General features: G+C 72.3%; 17 protein-coding genes and 1 pseudogene. 6 read left to right on the top strand and 12 right to left on the bottom strand.

The genetic code is table 11. The features are described 5' to 3' along the window. The 3 genes and pseudogenes from ABD419_RS10055 to ABD419_RS10045 all read right to left on the bottom strand — a co-directional run. Positions 1 to 372, bottom strand: a pseudogene (locus ABD419_RS10055) (DEAD/DEAH box helicase); the annotation flags it as partial. A 49-nt stretch (positions 373 to 421) separates the two neighbouring features. Then, positions 422 to 1678, bottom strand: coding sequence for a tyrosine--tRNA ligase (tyrS, locus tag ABD419_RS10050; protein ID WP_344485292.1), 1257 nt, complete (start codon positions 1676 to 1678; stop codon positions 422 to 424). Between the two features lie 62 nt (positions 1679 to 1740). Beyond that, positions 1741 to 3588 (bottom strand): RNB domain-containing ribonuclease, encoded by a 1848-nt coding sequence (locus ABD419_RS10045; protein ID WP_344485289.1) that lies wholly within the window; start codon positions 3586 to 3588, stop codon positions 1741 to 1743. Between the two features lie 233 nt (positions 3589 to 3821). Between ABD419_RS10045 and ABD419_RS10040 the strand changes: the two genes are divergently transcribed. Continuing rightward, on the top strand, positions 3822 to 4802 hold the full coding sequence (locus tag ABD419_RS10040; RefSeq protein ID WP_344485286.1) for a hypothetical protein: 981 nt from the start codon (positions 3822 to 3824) through the stop codon (positions 4800 to 4802). Between the two features lie 78 nt (positions 4803 to 4880). Here ABD419_RS10040 and ABD419_RS10035 read toward each other — a convergent pair whose 3' ends face one another. Genes ABD419_RS10035 through ABD419_RS10020 form a run of 4 tightly spaced genes read right to left on the bottom strand, consistent with a single transcriptional unit; the run spans position 4881 to position 10021 of the window. After that, positions 4881 to 5606 carry a cupin domain-containing protein gene (locus tag ABD419_RS10035; RefSeq protein ID WP_344485283.1) on the bottom strand — a complete coding sequence of 242 codons (726 nt, stop codon included), beginning with the start codon at positions 5604 to 5606 and terminating at the stop codon, positions 4881 to 4883. 2 nt (positions 5607 to 5608) lie between these two features. Further along, on the bottom strand, positions 5609 to 6520 hold the full coding sequence (locus ABD419_RS10030) for a DUF6807 domain-containing protein (protein WP_344485280.1): 912 nt from the start codon (positions 6518 to 6520) through the stop codon (positions 5609 to 5611). A 32-nt stretch (positions 6521 to 6552) separates the two neighbouring features. Then, positions 6553 to 7650 carry a Gfo/Idh/MocA family protein gene (locus tag ABD419_RS10025; protein WP_344485277.1) on the bottom strand — a complete coding sequence of 366 codons (1098 nt, stop codon included), beginning with the start codon at positions 7648 to 7650 and terminating at the stop codon, positions 6553 to 6555. A 55-nt stretch (positions 7651 to 7705) separates the two neighbouring features. Then, complete coding sequence (locus tag ABD419_RS10020; RefSeq protein ID WP_344485274.1) at positions 7706 to 10021, bottom strand: beta-glucosidase family protein; 2316 nt, start codon at positions 10019 to 10021, stop codon at positions 7706 to 7708. A 268-nt stretch (positions 10022 to 10289) separates the two neighbouring features. Here ABD419_RS10020 and ABD419_RS10015 point away from each other — a divergent pair, with 268 nt between their 5' ends. After that, on the top strand, positions 10290 to 11312 hold the full coding sequence (locus tag ABD419_RS10015) for a LacI family DNA-binding transcriptional regulator (RefSeq protein ID WP_344485271.1): 1023 nt from the start codon (positions 10290 to 10292) through the stop codon (positions 11310 to 11312). Between the two features lie 85 nt (positions 11313 to 11397). Here the strand turns inward: ABD419_RS10015 and bioB are convergent, their stop codons facing one another. Continuing rightward, complete coding sequence (gene bioB / locus ABD419_RS10010) at positions 11398 to 12465, bottom strand: biotin synthase BioB (RefSeq protein ID WP_344485269.1); 1068 nt, start codon at positions 12463 to 12465, stop codon at positions 11398 to 11400. A gap of 222 nt (positions 12466 to 12687) precedes the next feature. Here bioB and ABD419_RS10005 point away from each other — a divergent pair, with 222 nt between their 5' ends. Next, positions 12688 to 13623, top strand: a complete 936-nt coding sequence (locus tag ABD419_RS10005) for a C40 family peptidase (protein WP_344485266.1) — start codon at positions 12688 to 12690, stop codon at positions 13621 to 13623. Between the two features lie 56 nt (positions 13624 to 13679). On the opposite strand, the gene ABD419_RS10000 is transcribed toward ABD419_RS10005, so the two are convergent. Beyond that, positions 13680 to 14726 carry a TerC/Alx family metal homeostasis membrane protein gene (locus ABD419_RS10000; protein ID WP_344485263.1) on the bottom strand — a complete coding sequence of 349 codons (1047 nt, stop codon included), beginning with the start codon at positions 14724 to 14726 and terminating at the stop codon, positions 13680 to 13682. A 269-nt stretch (positions 14727 to 14995) separates the two neighbouring features. Here ABD419_RS10000 and ABD419_RS09995 point away from each other — a divergent pair, with 269 nt between their 5' ends. Then, a complete protein-coding gene (locus ABD419_RS09995; protein WP_344485260.1) occupies positions 14996 to 15286 on the top strand; it encodes an antibiotic biosynthesis monooxygenase family protein in 291 nt (96 codons plus the stop codon). Positions 15287 to 15394: 108 nt separating this feature from the next. Then, positions 15395 to 16225, top strand: coding sequence for a sugar nucleotide-binding protein (locus tag ABD419_RS09990; protein ID WP_344485257.1), 831 nt, complete (start codon positions 15395 to 15397; stop codon positions 16223 to 16225). 36 nt (positions 16226 to 16261) lie between these two features. On the opposite strand, the gene uvrB is transcribed toward ABD419_RS09990, so the two are convergent. Beyond that, the gene (gene uvrB, locus ABD419_RS09985; RefSeq protein ID WP_344485254.1) at positions 16262 to 18319 is read right to left on the bottom strand and encodes an excinuclease ABC subunit UvrB; all 2058 of its coding nucleotides are present in this window, start codon (positions 18317 to 18319) and stop codon (positions 16262 to 16264) included. A gap of 78 nt (positions 18320 to 18397) precedes the next feature. On the opposite strand from uvrB, the gene ABD419_RS09980 reads away from it, so the two are divergent. Further along, the gene (locus tag ABD419_RS09980) at positions 18398 to 19813 is read left to right on the top strand and encodes a hypothetical protein (RefSeq protein ID WP_344485251.1); all 1416 of its coding nucleotides are present in this window, start codon (positions 18398 to 18400) and stop codon (positions 19811 to 19813) included. Positions 19814 to 19882: 69 nt separating this feature from the next. Here the strand turns inward: ABD419_RS09980 and ABD419_RS09975 are convergent, their stop codons facing one another. Both ABD419_RS09975 and coaE read right to left on the bottom strand, forming a co-directional pair. Beyond that, positions 19883 to 20848, bottom strand: coding sequence for a hypothetical protein (locus ABD419_RS09975; RefSeq protein WP_344485248.1), 966 nt, complete (start codon positions 20846 to 20848; stop codon positions 19883 to 19885). A 312-nt stretch (positions 20849 to 21160) separates the two neighbouring features. Beyond that, entirely contained in the window at positions 21161 to 22351 is a 1191-nt protein-coding gene (gene coaE / locus ABD419_RS09970) for a dephospho-CoA kinase (RefSeq protein ID WP_344485245.1), read from the bottom strand. Positions 22352 to 22375: the final 24 nt, after the last annotated feature.

Here is a 22375-nt window from a genome sequence, read left to right as displayed (position 1 = left end):
GCTGCCGCCGCGGTCGTCGCGATTGAAGCTGCGCTGGCCACCGCGGTCATCGCGGTTGCCGTAGCCGCGGTTCCCGCCCCGGTCGTCCCGGTTGCCCTCGTAGCGGCGCGGTCCGCGGTCATCGCGGTTGTAGCCACCGCGGTCGTCGCGGTTGCCCTCGGTGCGGCGGGGCCGGTCGTCCCGGTCCTCGTACCGCCGCGGGCGGTCATCGCGGCCTTCACTGCGGCCGTAGCCGCCCCGGTTCCCGCCGCGGTCGTCGCGGCGGTCGGAACCGCCCCGGTCCGAACGGTCGCCGTAGCCGCCGCCCTCGCGACGGCCGTAGCCGCCTCGTCGGTCTTCTCCACCCTTGCGGGCGCGGCCGTCTTCAGCCACTTGTGTCTCCCCCTCTATTCACCGCGACAAAACCAATCAAGTGTAGGCCTCAGCCGACGACCTCGACCCCGGCGACGGTCTTCTTGCCGCGCCGGATCACTCCGTATTTGCCGTGAAGCAGGTCAGAGGGGTCGATAACGGCCTCGGAGTCACTGACCCGGACGTTGTTCAGGTACGCGCCGCCCTCCTTGGCCGCGCGGCGCGCCTCGCCCAGGCTCGCGACGACGCCCGCCTCCTTCATCGCCTCGGCGACGGTGACGCCGGGCTTGTGGATCTCGGCCAGCCCGGCCTCCACGAGCGCGGCGCGGAGCGTCGCCTCGGGCAGCTCGGCGAGCTCGCCGCGGCCGAACAGGGCCTGCGAGGCGGCCACGACGTTGCGCGTCTCCTCTTCGCCGTGCAGCAGGGTCGTCAGCTCCTCCGCGAGGGCCTTCTGCGCCAGGCGCGCAGCCGGCTTCTCGGCGGTCGCGGTCTCGAGTTCGGCGATCTCCTCGTGGGACTTGAAGGAGAAGTACTTGAGGTAGCGGACCACGTCCGAGTCGCCGGAGTTGAGCCAGAACTGGTAGAACGCGTACGGGCTGGTGAGCTCGGGGTCGAGCCAGACCGCGCCGCCCTCGGTCTTGCCGAACTTGGTGCCGTCCGCCTTGGTGACCAGGGGGGTCACGAAGGCGTGGACGTGCTCACCGGTGCGCCGGCGGATGTAGTCGACGCCCGCGGTGATGTTGCCCCACTGGTCCGACCCTCCGAACTGGAGGGTGCAGCCGTGGCGGCGGTTGAGCTCGAAGTAGTCGTGGGACTGGAGGAGCTGGTACGAGAACTCGGTGAACGAGATGCCGGCGTCGAGGCGGGACTTGACGACGTCGCGGGCGAGCATCTTCGAGATCGGGAAGTGCTTGCCGACGTCGCGCAGGAAGTCCACCACGCTCAGCTCGGAGGTCCAGTCGAGGTTGTTCACCGGCACCGCGGCGTTGTCGCCGTCGTAGGTGACGAACGGGGAGACCTGGGCGCGGATCTTCTCGACCCACCCCGCGACGACCTCCGGCGGGTTGAGCGACCGCTCCCCCGCCTCCTTCGGGTCGCCGATCTGGCCGGTGGCGCCGCCGACGAGCAGCAGCGGGCGCAGTCCGGCGAGCTGGAGGCGGCGGGCGGTGAGCACCTGCATGAGGTGGCCGACGTGCAGGCTGACGGCGGTGGGGTCGAAGCCCACATAGAACGTCATCCGGCCCGCGTCGATGGACTCGCGGAGGGAGTCGGTGCCGGTCGAGTCCTGGATGAGGCCGCGCCATGCGAAATCGTCGAGAATATGCACGCCCTCATTGTGCCTTAGCGGCCGAAACGCATTTCGGCGTGCGCGAGGGGCCGTGGCCCGGCCTACGCCGGGGACCGCTCGCCGGTCTCGCCGAGCGCGAGCCCGGCCTCGATGAGGACGCGCAGCTCGGCCGAGGCGGCGGTCTTCGCGGCCTGCTTGGTCGGGCCCTTCCCCTCGGTGGCGGCGAGCTCGCCGGTGGCGCGGAGGCGGCCCTCCGCGGTGCAGGTGAACACCCGTTCGTGTGAGGGGCCGTCGACGCTGAACTCCCAGGCGAGGCCTTCGACGGCCCCGCGGGCGGCGTAGATCTGGACGGCCTCGGCCGGGTTGACCGCGGCATCCACCAGGAGCTTGCGCTGGACGTCGACGCGGGGCTTCGCGACCACGTCGGCGGAGAGGTCCGGGAGGCCCGCGAGCATCGCCACGAGGGCCAGCGCGGCCTGGTTTCGGGCGTCCTTCTTGTTGCGCTGCAGGCGCTTGGGCGATTCGATGCGGGTGTCCCCGTAGGTGAGGGCGACCCGGGCGGAGAAGAGGGGGCCCTCGTAGGCGGGTTCGGGCTCGACGGTCCAATGGACGTTCGTCTCGTTGCTGACGGGGCCGCCGAGGCGGTCCTGGAGGTACACGTTGACCACGGACTGGGCCTGCTGCGGTTCGCGGGCGAGGCGGCGGTTCATGCGCTCGCGCAGGGGCGCGAACTCGCCGCCGCCGTAGAGGTAGACGGAGGCGAACTCGCGGAGCTGGAGCTCGCGGGCGTCGAGGCGGCGGGCGGTGTCGGCGGCGAGGCCGGGCGGGGCGTCGCCGCGTTCGACGGCGAACTGGAGGACGCGGGAGAACTGCTTGTAGGGGAGGGTGGCGAAGTCGGCGGCCTGGACGTGGCGCGCGGTCTCGGCCTGGGCGCGCTGCTTGAAGTACTCGGCCTTGGCGCGGCGTTCGGCGTCGAGCGAGTCGTTGACGTGCGCGGCGGTCTCGGCGATCTCCTCGGGCGTGTACGGGCTGGGGTGCCCGAGGGCGGCGGCGAGGAGGATGCGCTGGGTGACGAGGTCGGGGTAGCGGCGGATGGGGCTGGTGGCGTGGGTGTAGACGGGCAGCTGGAGGCCGTGGTGGCCGTGGACGGTGGGGCCGTAGGTGGCGGCGCGGGAGACCATCTTCATGCGGGAGCGGAGCATCTCGAAGGCGGCGCCGTCGCCCGCGGCGGCGACGGCGTCGAGTTCGTCGCGCAGTTCGGCGGGGTCGCCGGCGACGGCGGCGAGCCGGTGGTTGCGGAAGAGGATGGGGAGGTCCTCGCGCACGGCCCAGGCGGCGATCTGGGAGTTCGCGGCGATCATGAACTCCTGCACGATGATGTAGCCGGAGTTGCGTTCGCCGGAGTCGAGGCGGACGATCTGGCCCTCCTCGTTGGTGGCGAAGCCGGAGAGGAGGTCGTAGAAGGCGAGCGCTCCCGCGTTGCGGCGGGCGGCGAGCATGGTCTGGGCGAAGCGCAGGGCGAGCGCGAGGGTGTCGTGGCGGGGGTGCGCGGGGTCGGTCGCGGCGGTGGCGGCCTCGGCGTGGGTCATGGTCCAGGAGCGGGTGAGGCGGCCGGGGCCGAGTTCGGCGTCGACGACGCGGCCGGCGGGGTCGATGCGCAGGTGGACGGTGAAGGTGTCGCAGGGGTGGTCGGGGGTGAGGGAGACGGCCTCGACGACGGGTGCGGGGAGCATGTGCCGGGTGTGGTCGGCGCGGTACCGGGTGTGGACGCGGGCGCGGGCCTCGGTGTCGGTGGGGCCGCCGGTGCGCACGTGGTCGGCGGCGCGGGCGATGTGGATCCAGACTTCGAAGCCGTCGCCGAGGGGTTCGATCCAGACCGCGTCGTCGCGGTCGACTGTGGTCGCGGCGTCGATCATGACGCCGCACTCCGCCGGGTTGTGCTCCGCCAACTGCGCTCCTTCGGGTCCAGCCGCAATCTTGACATCCCCGCCGCCTTGACTGACAGCGATCCCCGCCTTACGGCCCGCTGCCGGGGAGGGGCTGCGGCGGGCGGGCCGCCTGCGGCGGCGGGCCGCGGTCCGCGGCGGGGTCGGCGTGGCGGGGGTCGGATAGTGTCGCGGCGGCTCCCTGGTTCTGCTCGGCCGCACCGGTTCCGGCACACGGGGGCCGGGAGGTGGTCCGCATGGAACCGGCTACGGCCTTCAACGACGCGTGGCAGCGCCAGTCGGACCCGGACCCGACCGGGTGGCCCGGGGGCCGCGGGCCGTCGAACCCCGCGTGGGTCCTGGTCTCGGCGCTGTGGCTGCTCGCGGCATGGGCGCCCGAGGACGGCCCGGGCTGGGCGGCGACGGTCGCGTTCGACCCGGCCGGCCAGGACGGGGAGCGGGTGGATCGGGCTCCTGCCGATGAGCTCGTCGCGCTCATCTCCGCTGCGGCCCATGTGGACGACGCGCGCCGGGGGTCGCTGGTGCGGTGGCTGGCGGAGGGCATGTACGGCGACCTGGCGCCGGTCGCCGGGGCTGCGGGCGACCCGGCCCTGCACCTGCGGTACCGGGACTACTGCGGCACGGCGCGGATCGTCCTCGCGCCCGCGCCGGAGGTGCGGCGGCCGCCGGTCCTCGCCGCCGACGGCGCCGACGGGGCGCTGCGCACGCGGATCGGCTGCCTGGCGACGATGCTGAGCGAGCACCTGATGGTGAACAACAACAACTCGGTCGACTTCCGGTTCCGGATCGGCACCGTCCCCGAAGCCGACCTGCCGGAGGGCGAGCGCCTCGCCGCGGCCGTCCGCTGGTGGTCGGAGACCCGTGAGGACGCCGAGGAGTACGCGGACGAGAAGCCGGTGTTCCGCGCGGTCTCGTTCCCGCGGTTGCGGACCGCGCTGCACCACGTCGCGCGGCTCTCCCTGGTCGAGCTCATGGACGGCGAGTGGAGCGGCATCGAGGAGATGCCCGAGACGCCTCCGGGCCACATCGTGACCCATGCCGTGGACGACCTGGTCGACCTGATCGAGGGCCGGCTCCGCGGTGCGCTGGTCGTGGTGGACGGATTCCTGCCCGACGAGTGGCCGCCCCCGGACATGGAGGAGGCCGAGGAGGAGGTCCACGTGCTGTTCGTGCGCGGCGACGAGGTGGGCGTCCTCGACCTCGACTTCAGCTGCTGAGCCCGCCGCGGCGGAGTCCGCGGACAGGCGGCGGTGCGGGGCCGGGCGTGCGACGCCCGGCCCCGCACCGGTGTCGTATCAGGAGTGCGGGCGCAGGTCCCAGGTCTCCAGCCGTCCGCACATGCCCCACTTGCCGACGGCGTCGCCGGCGGAGCCCACGTGGGCGTCGCACAGGTGGGCCGATTCGGCGCGGGCGAGGGCGTCGAGATGGTCGCCGGTGGCGTCGGCCTGGGCCTTGGGGCCGCCGGCCCAGAGCTTGCGCCAGGTCTCGGTGCGGTCGGCGACGATGCGGGCGGCGCGGTCCCAGACCGGTCGCATGGCGTCGGCGCCTTCTTGGAGGACGCGTTCGCGCAGGGCGAGGTAGCCCTCGACGGCGAGGTCGCGGCGGGCGCGGGTGGCTTCGCCGCGTTCGGCGTCGGTGAGGCCGGGCGCAGCGGGGGCGGTCGCGGCGGCGTCGTAGGCCTCGGGGTCGTGGAGGACCTCGTCGGGGAAGGTGAAGACGGCGTCGCCGGCCTCGGGGATGCCCGCGTTGGACATGACGACGACGAGCTGCAGGTCGCCGGAGAGGTTGACGAGGCGGTGGACCGTGCCGGGGGTGAACCACAGGACGGTGCCGCGGGCGAGGTCGCGGCGCTCGTAGCCGTCGCCGGAGAGCGTCTCGACCGCGCCGGTGCCGCCGGTGACGACGTACCCCTCGGTGGAGGCGGTGTGGAAGTGCGGGGTGCCGCCGGCCTGGCCGTCGGCGGTGGGCCAGTCGTAGACCGAGACGATGGAGACGGCGGTGCCGCCGGGGAATCCGGTCATGGTCAGGCCAGCTTCGCGAGTTCGGCGGCGGCGAGGCCGGCGGTCTTGGCGGCGCCGTCGACGCCGGTGTCGCCGTTGACGATCGCGACGGCGTGGCGCAGGGTCACGGTGTCGCCGGGGGCCATGGGCAGTTCGGTGGCGAAGAACGGCGCGGGGCAGACGGCGGCGAAGGGCGTCGTGCGGACGAACCACTGGACGGGGGCGCCGGGGTTGGCGGGGTGGTCGGTGAACACGAGGGTGGAGGCGGCGTCGGTGGAGTCGTGCGCGCCGCGGTAGGCCATCCAGTCGCCGCGCACGCCCATGAGCTCGTCGCCGCCTTCGCCGTCGGCGGTGTAGACGCGGCCCTCGGTGAAGGAGCGCGGTCCGCGCCAGAAGAAGCCGCCGTAGCCGGCGTTGTCGCGGCCCTCGGTGGTGGGGCTGCCCATGACGACGGTGTCGTCGGTGTCGTTGGTGAAGGCGGTGGAGAAGGAGAGGACCCAGGTGTCGTCGGCGAGGACGGTGACGGTGAAGGCGCGGGTCTCGGAGAAGAAGTGGCGGCCGTCCTCGGTGATCCAGTCGAGGCGCTCGACGGCCTGGACGCCGCCGTCGTCGGCGGTGAGCCGCGTGAACTCCCGGTGGACCATGGCGCCGTCGTTCTTCTCGTCGACGTAGCCGAGGCCGCGGCGGAAGGTGCGGCCGCCCCAGAAGTTCTCGGGGCCGGCGTTGGGGAGCGAGAGGGCGATGCCCTTGTGCCACACGTGGTCGTGGGGCCGGTAGAGGCTCACCTGGTGTCCGGCGAGGTCGCGCAGGGGCTCGAAGTAGGGCCGGGGGGATTCGAACTGGGCGTTGTCGGGCCGGTAGACGTAGCGCAGGATCTCCAGGTCGCCCTGGGTGATCGAGAGCGCGGTGCCGTCGTCGTCGAGTCGCAGCGTCATCGATGTCTCTCCACTCTGGTCGTTCGGTTCGGTCACTTCAGGTCGGGCCAGGGGGCGCCCGACCCGTCCATGCGCTGGTAGAAGGGGGAGGTCGGGTCGATGTCGCCGGCGCGGACGCGCTTGCCGGTGAACGCGGAGGCGTAGATCGCGGCGAGCAGCTCGAGGGTGCGGCGGGCCTCTTCGAGGGGCACGGGCGGGGTGGTCCGGCCGTCGAGGGCGTCGGCGATGCGCTTGAACTGAGCGCCGTGGCCGGAGGCCTGGCCGCGCGGTTCGCCGGCCCAGGCGCGCTGGACGTCGTCGGCGGCGGAGGCGATCGGGTGGATCCTCCAGTCGTCGTCGCCGTAGCCGTAGAGGTGGTCGAGTTCGACGGTGGCGGTGTCGAAGTCGAGGCGGATCTGGGAGACCTCGCGGGGCGACAGCAGCGAGTTGGTGATGACGACGGACGCGCCCGACTCGAGGGTGACGATCGCGTGCGAGACGTCCTCGGTGTTGGTGCGGCGGCGGTGGCGGTGCGCGGTTGCGACCACTTCGGACCAGGGGCCGACCAGGGACAGGAGCGTGTCGATCTGGTGGATGCCGTGGCCCATGGTGGGCCCGCCGCCCTCGGTCTCCCAGCGGCCGCGCCACTCCACCGCGAAGTACTCCTCGGGACGGAACCAGAGGGTGTCGCACTTGGCGACGGCGAGGCGGCCGAGGACGCCGGAGGCCGTCATGTTGCGCACGCGCTCGGCGGCGGAGCCGAAGCGGTGCTGGGAGATGACGGCGAAGTCGGCGGTGGAGGCGGCCGCGGCGGCGGCGATCCGGTCGAACTCCTCCAGGCTCAGGGCCGGGGGCTTCTCGCAGACGACGCCGACGCCGGCTTCGAGGGCCGCGATCGCGCCGGGGGCGTGGGCGACGGGCGGGGTGCACAGGTCGACGAGGTCGAGCTCCTCGTTCGCGAGGAGCTCCTCGATCGAGGCGTACCCGCGGGCGACGCCGAACTTGTCCTTGAACGCGTCGAGGCGGGCGGTGTCGGGGTCGACGGCGGCCACCAGTTCGATGCGGCCTGGGACGTGTTTCCGCAGCTCATCAGCGTGCAGGTGGGCGATGCCGCCGGTGCCGACGATGGCGAGGCGGTAGGTGGAGGACACAGGGGCTCCTTCAGCACGGAGAATCGGTAAACGTTTTCCAGCGTCGCTGGCAATACTAGCCGACGGCGTGCTCGACAGTGACCTGGGTCGCCAGGGCCCGGGCGCCGGGCTCGATGCGGCGCTCGCCGGTCACCTCGACGGCGAGGGGCGCGGCCGTGTCGGCGGCCGAGCGGCCCAGGCGCAGTTCGAGGGCGCCGGCCTCCACGGTCCACTGGCCGTCGAGGCCGATGAGCGCGGCCAGGTCGACCGGGACGGCGAAACGCGCCCGCGCGGACTCGCCGGGGGCGAGGGCGAGGCGGGCGAAGCCGACCAGGCGCTGCACGGGGCGCACGGTGGAGGCGACGGGGTCGTGGAGGTAGAGCTGCACGATCTCGGCGCCCTCGCGGTCGCCGGTGTTGGCCACGCGCACGGCGACCTCGATCGTCCCTTCCGGACCGGTCTCCGGTCCGGAGAGCAGTTCCGGCTCGTCCCAGGTGAACTCGGTGTAGGTGAGGCCGTGGCCGAAGGCGTAGCGCGCGGTCGGGTCGACCGAGGAGACCTCGGAGCGGCGGGCCAGCTGCGGGCCCAGGTAGGTCGCCGGCGGCGAGTCGCGGCGGGCCGGGACGCCCACGGGCAGGCGGCCCTCGGGCGCGGCGGCGCCGGTGAGGATCGCGCTGATGGCGGTGGCGCCCTCCTCGCCGGGCAGGAACGCCTGCACGATCGCGGCGGCCCGCTCGGGGGCGGTGCCGAGGGCGTAGGGCCGCCCGGAGATGACGACGACGACCGTGGGGGTGCCGGAGTCGAGGACGGCTTCGAGGAGCTCGGCCTGGCGTCCGGGCAGGGCGTGGTCGGGGGCGTCGCAGCCCTCGCCGGAGGTGCCGCGCCCGAACAGGCTGGAGCGGTCGCCGACGGCCACCACGGCGAGGTCGGCGGCGGCGGCCGCGTTCGCGGCGGCGGCGATCTCGGTGTCGGTGGCCTCCAGGACCCAGCCGCCGGCCACGTGCTCGACGGCCGTGCCGGGGAGGTCGGCCGCGAGGCGGTCGGCGAGGGTCGCGATGGCGACGCCGGTGTCGACCTCGGGGTAGCGCTCCCCCGACGCGGGGTCGTACCGCATGTGGTGGTTGGGGAAGGAGTAGCAGCCGAGCATCGCGGCGCGGTCGTCGGCGACGGGCCCGACGAGGGCGAGGCGGGCGGGCGCGGGGGCGAGCGGCAGCGTGCCGTCGTTGGCGAGCAGCACGATCGACCGGCGGGCGACCTCGGCGGCCAGCGCGCGGGCCTCGGGCGGGTCGAGGTCGACGGTCGCGGGGGCGTCGGGGAGCTCGTCGAGGAGGCCGAGCTCGATCTTCTGGGCGAGCACGCGCTCGACGGCGCGGTCGAGGGCCTTCTCCTCCACGGCCCCGTCGGCGACGGCGGCGCGGAGGGGCTCGCCGAAGCAGTCGGCGCCCGGGAGCTCGACGTCGACGCCGGCGCCGATGGCGAGGGCCGCGGCCTGGGCGCGGTCGGCGGCGACGCCGTGGAGGGAGTTGAGGAAGTTGACGGCGAAGTAGTCGCCGACGACGGTGCCCTCGAAGCCCCACTCCTCGCGAAGGATCCCGGTGAGGAGGCGGACGTTGGCGTGGGAGGGGACGCCGTCGTTGGCGGCGTAGGAGGGCATGACGGACTTGGCCCGGCCGAGGCGCACGGCCATCTCGAAGGGCGTCAGGTAGGTCTCGGCGAACTGCCTGGGGCCCAGGTAGACCGGGCCGAAGTTGCGGGCGGCGTGGGAGGCGGAGTAGCCGGCGAAGTGCTTGACGGTGGCGATGAGGCCGGCGTCCTGGAGGCCGGCGACGTAGGCGGTGCCGAGGATCCCGGTGAGGTAGGGGTCCTCGCCGATGGTCTCCTCGGTCCGGCCCCAGCGGGAGTCGGCCACGACGTCGAGGACGGGGGCGAGTCCCTGGTGGACGCCGACGGCGCGCATGGTGGTCCCGATCTGGCGGGCCATGGCCTCGACGAGGTCGGGGTCGAAGGTGGCGCCCCAGGCGAGGGCGGTGGGGAAGATGGTGGCGCCGTAGGCCATGAAGCCGGCGAGGCACTCGTCGTGGGCGATGGCGGCGATGCCGAAGCGGCTGCCGGAGCGGACGGCGCGCTGCTGGTCGGCGAGGCGGGCGGCGCCGGCGGCGGGGTCGACGCGGGCGGATCCGAAGGGGCGGGTGAGCTGGCCGAGGCCGTGGGCGAGGGGGTCGCGGGCGTCGGTGCCGCCGGTCTGCTCGCTCTGGTGGGGGGCCATGTCGCCGGCGTCGGCCTCGACGCCGCGCCACAGGCTCGACAGCTGCGCGCACTTCTCGTCGAGGGTCATCCGCTTGACCAGCCCGGCGGCGCGTTCGGCCGCCTCCACGGGGGTGTGGGTGTCCATGCTGCTCCACTCAAGCGGCCCGACACGCGCCGGGCGGCTGGTTTCGGGCCGATAGTTTCTGAAACTTTTCTGATCGTTTTCGATACAGGTTCGCACACCATAACATTGATGAAGCCTCAGTTCTAGCGTCAATCTGACGTTGGGATGCGTTTGCCCAGCACCCTGTTTCACGACCTCCGACCGAAACTTTCGGGCGCGCTCCGGGAGCCGTGGAAGCGCGCTATAGGATGTGCAGGCGAACCTTGCGAACCTGACCAGGAGGAGACCCTTGAGCGAAGCCGAACACGGGCGGATCACCATCCGCGCCATCGCCGACGAGGCCGGCGTCAGCGTGCCGACGGTGTCACGTGTCATCAACGGCCGCTCCGACGTCGCCCCCGAGACCCGCCGACGCGTCGAGGAGCTGCTGAACGAGCGCGGGTACCAGCGCCGCCGCTCGACCCGGACCCCGAGCCGCGCCCGCCTGGTCGACCTGGTGTTCAACGAGCTGGACAGCCCCTGGGCCGTGGAGATCATCCGCGGCGTCGAGGACGCGGCGCACGCCGCCGGGGTCGGCACGGTCGTCTCCGCGGTGCACCGCCGCCGCGCCTCCACCGAGCAGTGGCTCGACAACCTCCGCACGAGGGCCTCCGACGGCGTCATCCTCGTGGTCTCGCAGCTCGCGTCCCCGATCCTGGAGCAGCTGCGGCACCTGGGCGTCCCGATGGTGGTCCTCGACCCCTCCGGCGGGCCCACCATGGACGCCCCCGCGATCGGCGCCACCAACTGGGCCGGCGGCCTGGCCGCCACCGAGCACCTGATCTCTTTGGGCCACCGCCGCATCGGCTTCATCCACGGCCCCAAGCAGGTCCTGTGCTCGCGCGCCCGCTTCGACGGCTACCGCGCCGCCCTGGAGGCCGCGGGCATCGAGTTCGACCAGGCCCTGGTCTTCGACGGCGACTTCTACCACCAGTCGGGCTTCGACGCCGCGAACGCGCTGCTGCGCCTCGACACCCCGCCGACGGCGATCTTCGCGTCCTCCGACCAGATGGCGTTCGGCGCCTACGAGGCCATCCGCCAAGCGGGCCTGCGCATCCCCGAGCACGTCAGCATCGTCGGCTTCGACGACCTGCCCGAGTCGCGCTGGACCTCCCCGCCCCTGACCACCGTGCGCCAGCCCCTCGCCGAGATGGGCGCGCTCGCCGCCCGCACCGTCCTGGAGATGGCCGCCGGCAACGAGATCGACTCCCCCCGGCTCGAACTCGCCACCGAACTCGTCGTCCGCGAGTCCACCGCGAGGCTTCCTCACTGACCCCGCCCGTCACACCCGCGGCATACCTTGGTTGCAGGGGGATGTCCATCAAGGACATTTCCGGAATTCCCGACTCGCGAGCCCCTCAGGCGTTCGGCGCCACGTCCGTGCCCGCCCCGCGGCGCCGGGGCCTGACGACCTCGCGGACCTCCTCCGGGGCGGCCTCCAGGCCGAGCGGCACGAGGCCGGCGTCGGCGATGAGGGCGAGGTCGTCCTTGGCTGCCTGGCCCTCGCTGGTGAGGTAGTCCCCCAGGAAGATCGAGTTGACGATCTGGAGCGCCGTCCCCTGGAGCGTGCGCAGGTGCACCTCGCGCCCGGCCGCGAGGCGGACCTCGGCGGCGGGGTTGGCGAGGCGGACCATCGCGAGGATGCGCAGGCACCGGCGCGGGTCGAGGTCCCACGTCGACTCCATCGGCGTGCCGTCGAAGGGCAGCAGGAAGTTCACCGGGATCGAGTCGACGTCCAGGCCGCGCAGGCCCAGGGCCACGGAGACGAGGTCGGCGTCCGACTCCCCCATGCCCGCGATGAGCCCCGAGCACGGCGAGAGGCCCGCGCCGTGGGCGGCGTTGACGGTGTCGACGCGGTCGGCGAAGGTGTGGGTCGAGCAGATCTCCGCGTACGTGTCCTCGGAGGTGTTCAGGTTGTGGTTGTACGCGTCGGCGCCGAGGTCGGCGAGGCGCTCGGCCTGGCCGTCCTTGAGCAGCCCGAGGCAGGCGCACACCTCGACGCCGGGGGCGGCGTTCTTGACCGCGGCGATGGTCTTGCCGACCCGCTCGACGTCCATATCGGTCGGACCGCGCCCGCTCGCCACCAGGCACACCCGCGAGGCCCCGCCCGCGACCCCGGCCGCGGCCGCGTCGGCCGCCTGCTCGGGGCTGAGCCAGGTGTACTTGAGGACGTCGGCCTTGGAGCCCAGGCGCTGCGAGCAGTAGCCGCAGTCCTCGGGGCACAGGCCGCTCTTGAGGTTGACGAGGTAGTTCAGCTTGACCGTGTTCCCGAAGTGGCGGAAGCGGAGTCGCGCCGCCGCGGCGACCACGTCCATCAGCTCGGCGTCCGCGCTCGCGAGCACCGCCTCCAGGTCGGCCGCGTCGGGTGCGGCGCCGGAGTCGGCGGCGGCGGAGAGTCGTGCGAGGGCGTCCTGGAGTGCGGTCATGGCACGATCCTGCCACAGCCGCGGGTTGCGGGGCTTTCCGATGGTGCGGGTGGTTTCGGGGGTAATGCCCTTCCGACATCACGCTCAGGCCGGAGCGTCGCGATCCGCCTACACTTGCTACAGTGGGTGGTCGGTGCTGCGAAGGACGCGGCGGGCTGGTGGAGATCCCCCTGCCCGCGTCTCGACTTGTGAACCGCCCGAACCATCCGGAGAGAATCAACCGTGCCGATCGCACCTGGACAACCGGCGTTGATCGCCGTGGCCGTCGCGACCCTCTGGGCCCAGCCCTCCGCCGCCGGGACCGAGGACCGCCTCGCACTGGGCGTGCCGTCCGCCATCCGCGAATGGGTCGCCAGGCTCACCAACGACATCCGGGCCAACGGCCTCAAAGGACGCGTGCGCACCCAGTGCCTCCTCGGCACCCGCGTCGACGTCGAGCAGGTCGCCGACGGCTGGGCGGAGGTCACCTGCCCCTCGCAGGAGACCACCGGCTGGGTCCCCCTCGACCAGCTCGTCCACCCCGCCGACGGCAGCGGCGCCGGCACCGAGTACCTCGTGAGCGCCACCGCGACCGCCGTCAGGGACGAGCCCGGGGGCGACGTGTCGATCCCCGGCGTGACCCTGGGGACGCGCCTGCGGGTCGTGGGCGAGGCGTACCGGGGCTGGGTGCCCGTGGCCCTCCCGGGGCCGCGCCAGCCCGGCTGGGTGCCCCAGCGGGACCTCACGGCCGAGCCCGCCGCGGACCTGTCCGCGCCCTCGACCGCGCTCGTCGCCGCGGGCCTGGACGCCGTCAAGCTCGCCCAGCAGCTCCTGGAGATCCCCTACCTGCACGGCGGCGTCAGCGCCTACGGCATCGACGCGCCCGGCCTCGTCTGGATCGTCTACCGCCAGCTCGGCATCGCCGTGCCGCGCTCCAACGACGCCCTCATCGAGGCCGGCGACGCCGTCGCCTTCGAGGACCTGCACCCGGGCGACCTGGTCTTCCTCGAGCACGGCGGCGACCCCAAGACTCCGGCGATCATGGCCGAGCGCAGCCAGTCCGACCTGCCCGAGGTGATCTTCTCGTCCTCGGTCTACGGCAAGGTCGTCGCCGAGCCGCTCAAGGACGCCGAACTGGCGCGCATCACCGCCTGCCGCCGCCTGCCAGTCAGGGCCTAGACACATGCGAACGGCCCCGCCTCCGGCAGTGGAGGCGGGGCCGTTCGGCGTCGGTGCTAGAGCTTCTCGGCGCCCGCGGTGGCCGGGACGTGCTGCTCCTCCTCGGCCTCGGCGAACAGCTCCTTCCACGTCTTGCCCTCGCGGTGCAGAAGGATGTGGTTCGCGACGATGACAATGGTCAGCACACCGGCGATGACGCCCAGCGACAGCGCGGTCGGGATCTCGGGGATCGAGTCGATGTGCTCGCCGCCGTTGATGAACGGCAGCTGGTTCTCGTGCAGGCCGTGCAGCACGAGCTTGACGCCGATCCAGCCCAGGATCGCGGCCAGGCCCAGCGAGAGGCCCTTGAGCGACTTGAGCAGGGCCGCCAGCAGGAAGTACAGCTGGCGCAGGCCCATGAGCGCGAAGATCGTGGCGGTGAAGACCAGGTAGGGCTCCTGGGTCAGGCCGAAGATCGCCGGGATCGAGTCGAGCGCGAACAGGATGTCGGTGGAGCCGATCGCGAGCATCGCCAGCAGCAGCGGCGTCACGTACTTGACGCCGTCGATGCGGGTGGAGAGCTTGCCGCCGTCGTAGTCGGGGGCGACGCGCAGGCGCGACTCGGCGAACTTCATGAAGCCGTTCTGCGGCATCTCCTCGTCGTGGCCGCCCTTGTCACGCAGCTGGCCCCAGGCGGTCCAGATGAGGATCGCGCCGAAGATCAGGAACACCCAGCTGAACTTCTCGATGAGCACCGAGCCGACGGCGATGAAGCCGCCGCGCAGGATGATCGAGAGGACGATGCCGACCAGCAGCACCCGCGACTGGAGCGCGTCCGGGACCTTGAACGCCTGGATGATCAGCAGGAACACGAAGAGGTTGTCCACTGAGAGTGCGAGCTCGGTGAGGTAGCCGGCGTAGAACTGTCCACCGAACGTGGGGCCTTCGGTGATCAGGATGAGCGCGCCGAACGCCAGCGCGGCGCCGACGTACACGCCGGCCCAGGTGGCCGATTCCTTCGTGGAGAGTTTGTGGGGGTTGCGGACCGCCATCACGAGGTCGAACACGACGACCGAGGCGAGACCGAACATGGTCAGCGCCCAGGCCCAGGCCGGGAGTTCCAATGTGTTGCCTTCCTTGACATCTGGAGGGTCACATGGTCTCTCCCGATCCTCGCGGACCAGCGTCACCGGGGACCGATGGCGGTCCCGTGCATTGACGACGACGCTAACAGCGCTGGGCGCTGCGGGATACTCCCCACATACCTGATTTTGAACAGACGTGGCTATTCTGCCTGCCCGAATCCGACTTGTCACCAGTCAGATTTGTGACTTCTCTCTCGACACTACCGCGGGTGGACGGAGTGCGAGGTCCGCTGTGGGAGGCTCCGCGCATGGTTCTGGAAGTCGCTGAAATCAAGATCACCCCCGGCCAGGAGAACGCGTTCAAGGACGCGTACCGCTCGGCCCGCGAGTTCGTGCAGGTCTCCCCCGGCCTGCGCTCGATGCGCATGACCCAGGGCGTCGAGAACCCGTCCCGCTTCGTGCTCCTCATCGAGTGGGACTCCGTCGAAGCCCATGAGCAGGGCTTCCGCGACACCGACCGGTTCCCGAAGTGGCGCGAAGCGATCGGCCCGTTCTTCGCCGAGCCCCCGTTCGTGGAGCACGTCGAGGACCTCGACTAGGCACTGCGGCCCGCCCGGCACGGCGTGCCGGGCGCCCCTCACCCCAGGGCGACCGCGATGACCGCGCCGCCGCCCGCGGCGGAGCCGTCCGATGAACGGGAGCAATGCATGCACGATCCAGGCGCTTCGGTCCTGCTCTTCGGCTGCGGGAAGGTCGGTGTCCGGCTCGGGGAGGCGCTGGCGGCGTCGGGTCGGCGGGTGTTCGCGGTGCGGCGGCGCGTCGAGGCGCTGCCCGCGTCGATCACGGGCATCGCGCTGGACTACCGGCGGCCGTTCTCGACCGCGCTGCCCGCGGTCGACGCGATGGTCGTGACGCTGACGCCGGACCCGGCCGAGCGGGAGTCGCCGGACCTGACGGGCCCGCTGCACCGACTGGCGGCCGCGCTGCCGGTGCGACCGCGGCGGGTGGTCCTGGTGTCCTCGACCGGGGTGTTCACCGGCGATCCGGGGACACGGGCGCTCACGGAGGACGATGCGCCGCGGCCGGTGAACGCGCGCTCGCGGGCGCTGCTCGACAGCGAGGCCGAGGCACGCCGGCTGTTCGACGCGGTCGTGGTGCGTCCGGCCGGGATCTACGGGCCGGGGCGCGAGCACCTGATCCGGCAGGTGGAGCGGGGCGCGGCGATGGACCGCGAACGCCGCACCAACCGGATCCACGAGACGGACCTGGTGCGTGCCCTGCACGCGCTGGTGCTGACGCCGGAGCCGCCGCGGACCCTGCACGCGGTCGACGGGCACCCGGCGCTGCTCGGCGAGGTCGCGGACCACATCGCGCGGCGGCTCGGGGTCCCGGCGCCGGAGGCGTCGACGGCCGGGCTGCGCGGGCACGTCGTCTCGGGCGAGCGGTTCGCGTCGTTCATGGGGACGCTGGCGTACCCCGACTACCGGTCGGGGTACGACGAGATCATCGCGGGCGGGGACGCCGCGCGCTGGCGCTGAGCGGGCCCGCGCCGGAGGGTGCGGGCCCGCGCTCCGTCAGGCCCCGGCCTGCTCGATCTCGCGGAGCTCGCGCTTGAGGTCGGCGATCTCGTCGCGGTAGGCGGCCGCCAGCTCGAAGCGGAGTTCGCGCGCGGCGGTGAGCATCTGCTCGTTGCGCTCGTCGATCTGCTGGAGGATCTCGGAGCGGACCTTGCCCGCGCCCTTGGTGCCGGCGTCCTTGCCGCGGACGGGCCGCTCGGCGGCGACGAGCTTGGCGGTCTCGGCCGCGGAGTCGTACAGGTCCTCCATGATGTCGCCGATGCGCTTGCGCAGCGGCTGCGGGTCGATGCCGTTCGCCTGGTTGTAGGCGACCTGCTTCTCCCGGCGCCGGTCGGTCTCGTCGAGCGCGGCCTTCATGGAGTCGGTGAGGTTGTCGGCGTACATCAGGACCGTGCCGGAGACGTTCCGGGCGGCGCGGCCGATGGTCTGGATCAGCGAGGTCGCCGAGCGCAGGAACCCCTCCTTGTCGGCGTCGAGGATCGCCACGAGCGACACCTCGGGCAGGTCGAGGCCCTCGCGGAGGAGGTTGATGCCGACGAGGACGTCGTAGTCGCCGCGGCGCAGCTCCCCCAGCAGCTCGATGCGGCGCAGCGTCTCGACCTCGGAGTGCAGGTAGCGGACCCGGATGCCGTTGTCGAGGAAGTAGTCGGTGAGGTCCTCGGCCATCTTCTTGGTGAGGGTGGTCACCAGGACGCGCTCGTCCTTCTTGGCGCGCTCGCGGATCTCGTGCATGAGGTCGTCGATCTGGCCCTTGGTGGGCCGGACCTCCACGTGCGGGTCGACCAGGCCGGTCGGACGGATGACCTGCTCCACGAAGGCGCCCTTGGTCTCCGCCATCTCCCACTTGCCGGGGGTGGCCGAGAGGTACACGGTCTGGCCGACGCGGTCGCGGAACTCGTCGAAGCGCAGCGGCCGGTTGTCCTGGGCGCTGGGCAGGCGGAAGCCGTGGTCGACGAGGTTGCGCTTGCGGGAGGCGTCGCCCTCGGACATCGCGCCGATCTGGGGGACGGTCTGGTGCGACTCGTCGATGATGGTGACGAAGTCGGAGGGGAAGTAGTCGAGGAGCGTGTGCGGCGGCGAGCCGGCGGGGCGGCCGTCGATGTGCCGCGAGTAGTTCTCGATGCCGTTGCAGGTGCCGGTCTGCTTCATGTTCTCCAGGTCGAACACGGTGCGCATGCGCAGCCGCTGGGCCTCTAGGAGCTTGCCCTGGCCCTCCAGCTCGGCGAGGCGCTCCTCCAGCTCGACCTCGATGTCGCCGATGGCGCGCTTCATGCGGGCGTCGCCGGTGGCGTAGTGGGAGCCGGGGAAGATGAGGACCCGGTCGACCTCGCGGATGACGTCGCCGGTGATCGGGTGGAGGTAGTAGAGCCGGTCGATCTCCTCGCCGAACATCTCGATGCGGATCGCCAGCTCCTCGTAGGCCGGGATGATCTCGATCGTGTCGCCGCGGACGCGGAAGGTGCCGCGGGTGAAGGCGATGTCGTTGCGGGCGTACTGGACGTCGACGAGGCGGCGCAGCAGCTTGTCGCGGTCCCACTCCTGGCCCACGCTGACCTCGGTGGCCTGCTCGAGGTACTCCGCGGGCGTGGCGAGGCCGTAGATCGCCGACACGGTGGCGACGACCACGACGTCTCGGCGCGTCAGCAGCGAGTAGGTGGCGCGGTGGCGCAGGCGCTCGACCTCCTCGTTGATCGAGGCGTCCTTCTCGATGTAGGTGTCGGTCTGCGCGACGTACGCCTCGGGCTGGTAGTAGTCGTAGTACGAGACGTAGTACTCGACCGCGTTGTTCGGCAGCAGCTCGCGGAACTCCTTCGCCAGCTGCGCGGCGAGGGTCTTGTTGTGGGCCATCACCAGCGCGGGCCGCTGGAGCCGCTCGATCAGCCACGCGGACGTGGCCGACTTGCCGGTGCCGGTGGCGCCGAGGAGCACGGTGTCGCGCTCGCCGGAGCCGACCCGCTCGGCCAGCTGCGCGATCGCGGTCGGCTGGTCGCCGGAGGGCTGGTACTCGCTGACCACCTCGAAGCGCCCGTCGGCGCGGGGAATATCGAATGCCACGGCCCAACGGTAACCCCGGGGTCCGACACACCTGTGCTCCGGCGGTGACTTTTCCGGTTCCGACTCGTTGGTCCCTGCGTGAGCTCCACTACCTCGATTCCGTTCAAATCGGCCCTGCTGTGGGTCGTCGCCATCATCGCGGCCGTCGCCGTGGCGGGCTGGTTCGCCGTCTCGTGCAGTCCGGGCGGCTCGCAGGCCGAGCGCCCCGTCAGCGACGAGGAGGCCGCGCTCCTGGCGGGCATGCGCCAGAAGAACCACGACGCCGAGCCGGTCGCGCTGCGGATGAGCCTGCCGGTCGACGGCGAGACGCTCACCGTCGACGGCTACCTGGACTGGCGGGTGCCGATGGCGTACGCGCGGGTGCCCGACGGGAGCGGCGGCCACGTGCTGGTCCAGGCCGTGCCGGGGCTGATCGCGACCCGCGCCGACGACGAGGCCGCGTTCGCGGAGGTCAGCGTCCCCGAGGATGGCTGGACGACCCGCGCGATGCTCTCCGGCGCCGGCACCCAGCTGGAGACGACCCTCGACATCCTGGTGTCCTCCCTGTTCACGCTGACGGCCGAGGAGGCCGACGACCCGGCGGCGCTCGCGGAGGACGCCGTGTGGCGCGAGGAGGGGGTCATCGACGGCGAGTCGGTCGACTCGTTCCGGGCGCCGATCATGGTCGAGACCGACGAGCAGGCCGCCGAGACCGCGGGCGCGGCCCCCGAGGCCCTGTACTCGCTCGACGGCGAGGGGAACCTGCGCCGCTTCCAGGTCAACACCGGGGCAGAGAGCCTCTCCGCGGTGGACTTCCTGCGCGAGGTGTCCTTCGACGCGGCCGGCCTCGTGCCGGTCGACCTCCTCGGCGGGCCGCGCATCGCGCCCGCGGCGGTCGACGAGGACCTGGCCGAGACGATCGCCGACCTGCGGTCGGAGAACTGGGAGCAGTCCGCCGAGGTCGAGATGAGCGTGCCGGTGGGCGACGGCGCGCTGGCGACCGGGCACGGCTCGGTCGACTGGCGCACCATGACCGCGTACCTGCACGTCTCGGACGCGGCGGGGCAGCGGCTGATGCTGGCGCGGCCGGGCGGGTTCGCGACCCTCGCTGTCGAGGACGGCGAGCTGCCCCAGACGCCGCCGACCGAGGGCTGGGAGGTCCACGCGCTGACCGACGAGGACGTCTCGTCGAGCTTCGGGCCGGTCGAGTCGCTGGTGTACCGCCTGCTGGAGATGGCCGCCGAGGAGGGCGACGACGAGGAGGCGCTGGCCGAGAAGGCGTGGCTCCTGCGCACCGACGGCACCGAGGACGAGCCGGTGTACGTGGTCGAGTTCCCGGTCAACGGCGACGCGGAGGTCGAGCCGGGCGGCTCGGCGTACCGGTACCACGTCGCCGACGACCGCCTGGCCGAGGTGGAGATGATGACGTACTACGGGGTCGCGAGCGCCGCGGTGGCCTACGAGGACTACCCGATGGTGCCGGTCCCGATGGAGGTCGAGGAGCGGATCGGCTGAGCCCGGACGCGACGGGGCCCGGCCGGAAGGCCGGGCCCGTTCCGTCTTCCGGGCGGCGCGGTCGCCCGGTCAGGCGCGCCGCGCTTCGAGCTTGTCGAGCGTCATGGAGAGCTGCGCCTGGGCCTCGGCGGGGAGCTCGGGGTTCTCGAGCCAGTCGCACAGCAGGTCGTACGCGGCGCGGACCCGCAGCACGACGAGCTTCGCGGCGGCCGCGATGCGCCAGTACCAGGGAGTGCCGGTCGCGAGCACGATCCGCCAGAGCGCGTCGATCGCCGCTTCGCGGTTCATGACGGCCCATTCGGCGGCCGCCTGGATGCGCACCTCGAAACCGACCTCGATGCCGTCGGTGGCGATGTTCTGGAGCGCCGCTTCGGCGTCGCGGCGGGCCAGGGGCTTGAGCGCGATCGCCGCCTTGAGCCTGCACTCGGGGTCGATGTCGGCGGCGGTCGCGAGCGCGAGGACCGCGCGGCGACGCACGAGCGGGTCGTGCATCCGCATCGCCGCCCCGAGGCGCGCGAACGCGTCGTGGGAGCTGCTGCGGGCGAACAGGTCGAGCGATTCGAGTGCGCCCTCGGGGTCGCACCGGCAGTGCGCGAGCAGCATCGCGGTCCGGTGGCCCTCGTCGAGGTACCGGTCCTGGATCGTGTTGCGCAGCAGCCAGCGGGAGTTGACGTCCGCGGCTCGGCCGTGCGCGAGATCGTGCACGGCGCGGCGGCGCTCCTCGTCGGAGAGGTCCTCGTCGCGGACCGCGGCGGCGGCCTCGCGCCGCACGTCCCGGGGGTCGCGGATCTGCGAGTCCACGAATCCGCACTCCGAGCGGGCGGCCCTCCTGCCGCGCCGGAGCCTGCGCGCCGCTCCGAGCGACCGCCGCACCGCGCGGCGGGTCGCGACCACGTGGACGGTGAGGATGCTCAGGACTCCGGCGAGCACGCACGCCCCGATCTCCAAGGGGGTCAGGGGGTTGCCCGCGGCCCGGGCGACCGCGATGGCGATGACGGGAGCGGTGAGGCTGCCGAAGGAGAGCGTGAGCTGCATGCGACCGCCCGGTCCTCCGGCGGGAGAGGAGGCGGCGGCCGGACCTTCAGGAATGTCCATTTTGGTGGAATGGCTTTCTTGATCGATGCCTGTGAGCGACCGGAACAAGACTGCGCGGAGTCAATGCCCGAGTCGTCGTGTATGTCGTCGAACGCGAATCGAACGCGACTGTTCATCGTATCAGAATCGGACACCGCACGTCATAACCATATTTCCGTCATGCAATTACTACCCCTGGTCACATATGGGATGACCGGATAGCAGAAAAGGCCCGCGGCTGCGCCGCGGACCTCGTCTGTCGTGTTCGGACCGTCAGCAGAGCGGCGCGTGCCAGCCGTGCTCGGCCGCCCACGCGTTCGCGCGGGGCCAGCCCTCGCTGTCGAACCAGGGCTCCTTCGCCTCGGCGTAGTCGGTGACCGAGTCGGACCTGGCCGCGAGCACGCCCTTGGCCTGGGCGTAGTCGGCCCGCGCCTGCGGGTCGGCGCGGAGCCAGTCGCGGAACAGCAGCGCGAACCGCTGACCGGGCGTGTCGATCGACCGGAAGTGCAGGTGGGCGATGTTGCCGGGATCGGCGTAGCCGTAGAGGCGCTTCTCCCACTGCGCGATGTCCGGGAACTCCGGCTTCGGCGAGTCGAACGTGACGGTGCCGTAGAACCCGGCGTCGCCGAGGGCCTCCTCGAAGGCGTCCACGACGTGCAGGGACACCACGGTCACCTGGATGTCGACGACGTCCTTGGCCGGCAGGCCCGCCACGGCCGTGGAGCCGACGTGGTCGATGCGGACCGCGCTGGGGCCCATGACGCGGCGCAGGCGCGCGGCCAGGTGCTCGAAGCGGCGGAACCAGGCGGGGTCGGACTCGACGAACTGGAGCTTCTCGGGACGGCGCTCGGCGTGCCCGTGCCGGAGGTTCTCGGCGAAGGGCTTTATGCGCTCGTCCCACAGCAGCGCGACGCGCCGCTCCAGCTCGTGCACGTCGTGGTCGTTGTAGAGGACGACGTCGCAGACTTCGCGGCGGTCGGCGTCGGACGCCTGGGCGTCGATCCGGCGGAGGGCGTCGGCGCGGTCGAGACCGCGCGCGGCGAGCCGTTCGAGCCGGAGCTCTCGCGGCGCTTCCACGTCGATGTTGAGGTGGAAGCCGGGCGCCTGGCCGGTCTCGGCCAGGAGCGGGATGTCTTGGACGACGATGGCGTCCTCGGGCAGGGAATCGGTGATCTCGCGGGCCCGGGCGCGCACGCGCGGGTGGACGATCGCCTCGAGCTCGGCCCTGGCGGGCGGCGAGTTGAAGACGATCGATGCGAGTTTCGCGCGGTCGAGCGCGCCCTCCGGGGTCAGGACCTCGGGACCGAAGCGTGAGACCACCGCGGCGAGGCCCTCCGTGTCGGGGGCGACGACTTCGCGGGAGAGGGCGTCGGCGTCGATGACGCGCGCCCCGAGCTCCGAGAGCTGCTTCGCGACCGTGCTCTTACCGGCTCCGATGCCACCGGTCAATGCGACTTTAAGCACAACTAAAACACTACCCGCCCCAGG

The organism is Glycomyces endophyticus (assembly GCF_039531525.1).
GTDB classification, from domain to species: Bacteria; Actinomycetota; Actinomycetes; order Mycobacteriales; family Micromonosporaceae; genus Glycomyces; species Glycomyces endophyticus.
The sequence above is the reverse complement of the archived record's forward strand: the minus strand, read 5'-3'. Positions and strand labels throughout refer to the sequence as shown.

What these genes read in the sequence shown, in the direction of transcription:
- ABD419_RS10040 (WP_344485286.1), top strand. Translation starts at nt 3,822, where the DNA reads ATGGAACCGGCTACGGCCTTCAACGACGCGTGGCAGCGCCAGTCGGAC.
- ABD419_RS10035 (WP_344485283.1), bottom strand. Translation starts at nt 5,606, where the DNA reads ATGACCGGATTCCCCGGCGGCACCGCCGTCTCCATCGTCTCGGTCTAC.
- ABD419_RS10030 (WP_344485280.1), bottom strand. Translation starts at nt 6,520, where the DNA reads ATGACGCTGCGACTCGACGACGACGGCACCGCGCTCTCGATCACCCAG.
- ABD419_RS10020 (WP_344485274.1), bottom strand. Translation starts at nt 10,021, where the DNA reads ATGGACACCCACACCCCCGTGGAGGCGGCCGAACGCGCCGCCGGGCTG.
- bioB (WP_344485269.1), bottom strand. Translation starts at nt 12,465, where the DNA reads ATGACCGCACTCCAGGACGCCCTCGCACGACTCTCCGCCGCCGCCGAC.
- ABD419_RS09995 (WP_344485260.1), top strand. Translation starts at nt 14,996, where the DNA reads ATGGTTCTGGAAGTCGCTGAAATCAAGATCACCCCCGGCCAGGAGAAC.
- ABD419_RS09990 (WP_344485257.1), top strand. Translation starts at nt 15,395, where the DNA reads ATGCACGATCCAGGCGCTTCGGTCCTGCTCTTCGGCTGCGGGAAGGTC.
- ABD419_RS09975 (WP_344485248.1), bottom strand. Translation starts at nt 20,848, where the DNA reads ATGCAGCTCACGCTCTCCTTCGGCAGCCTCACCGCTCCCGTCATCGCC.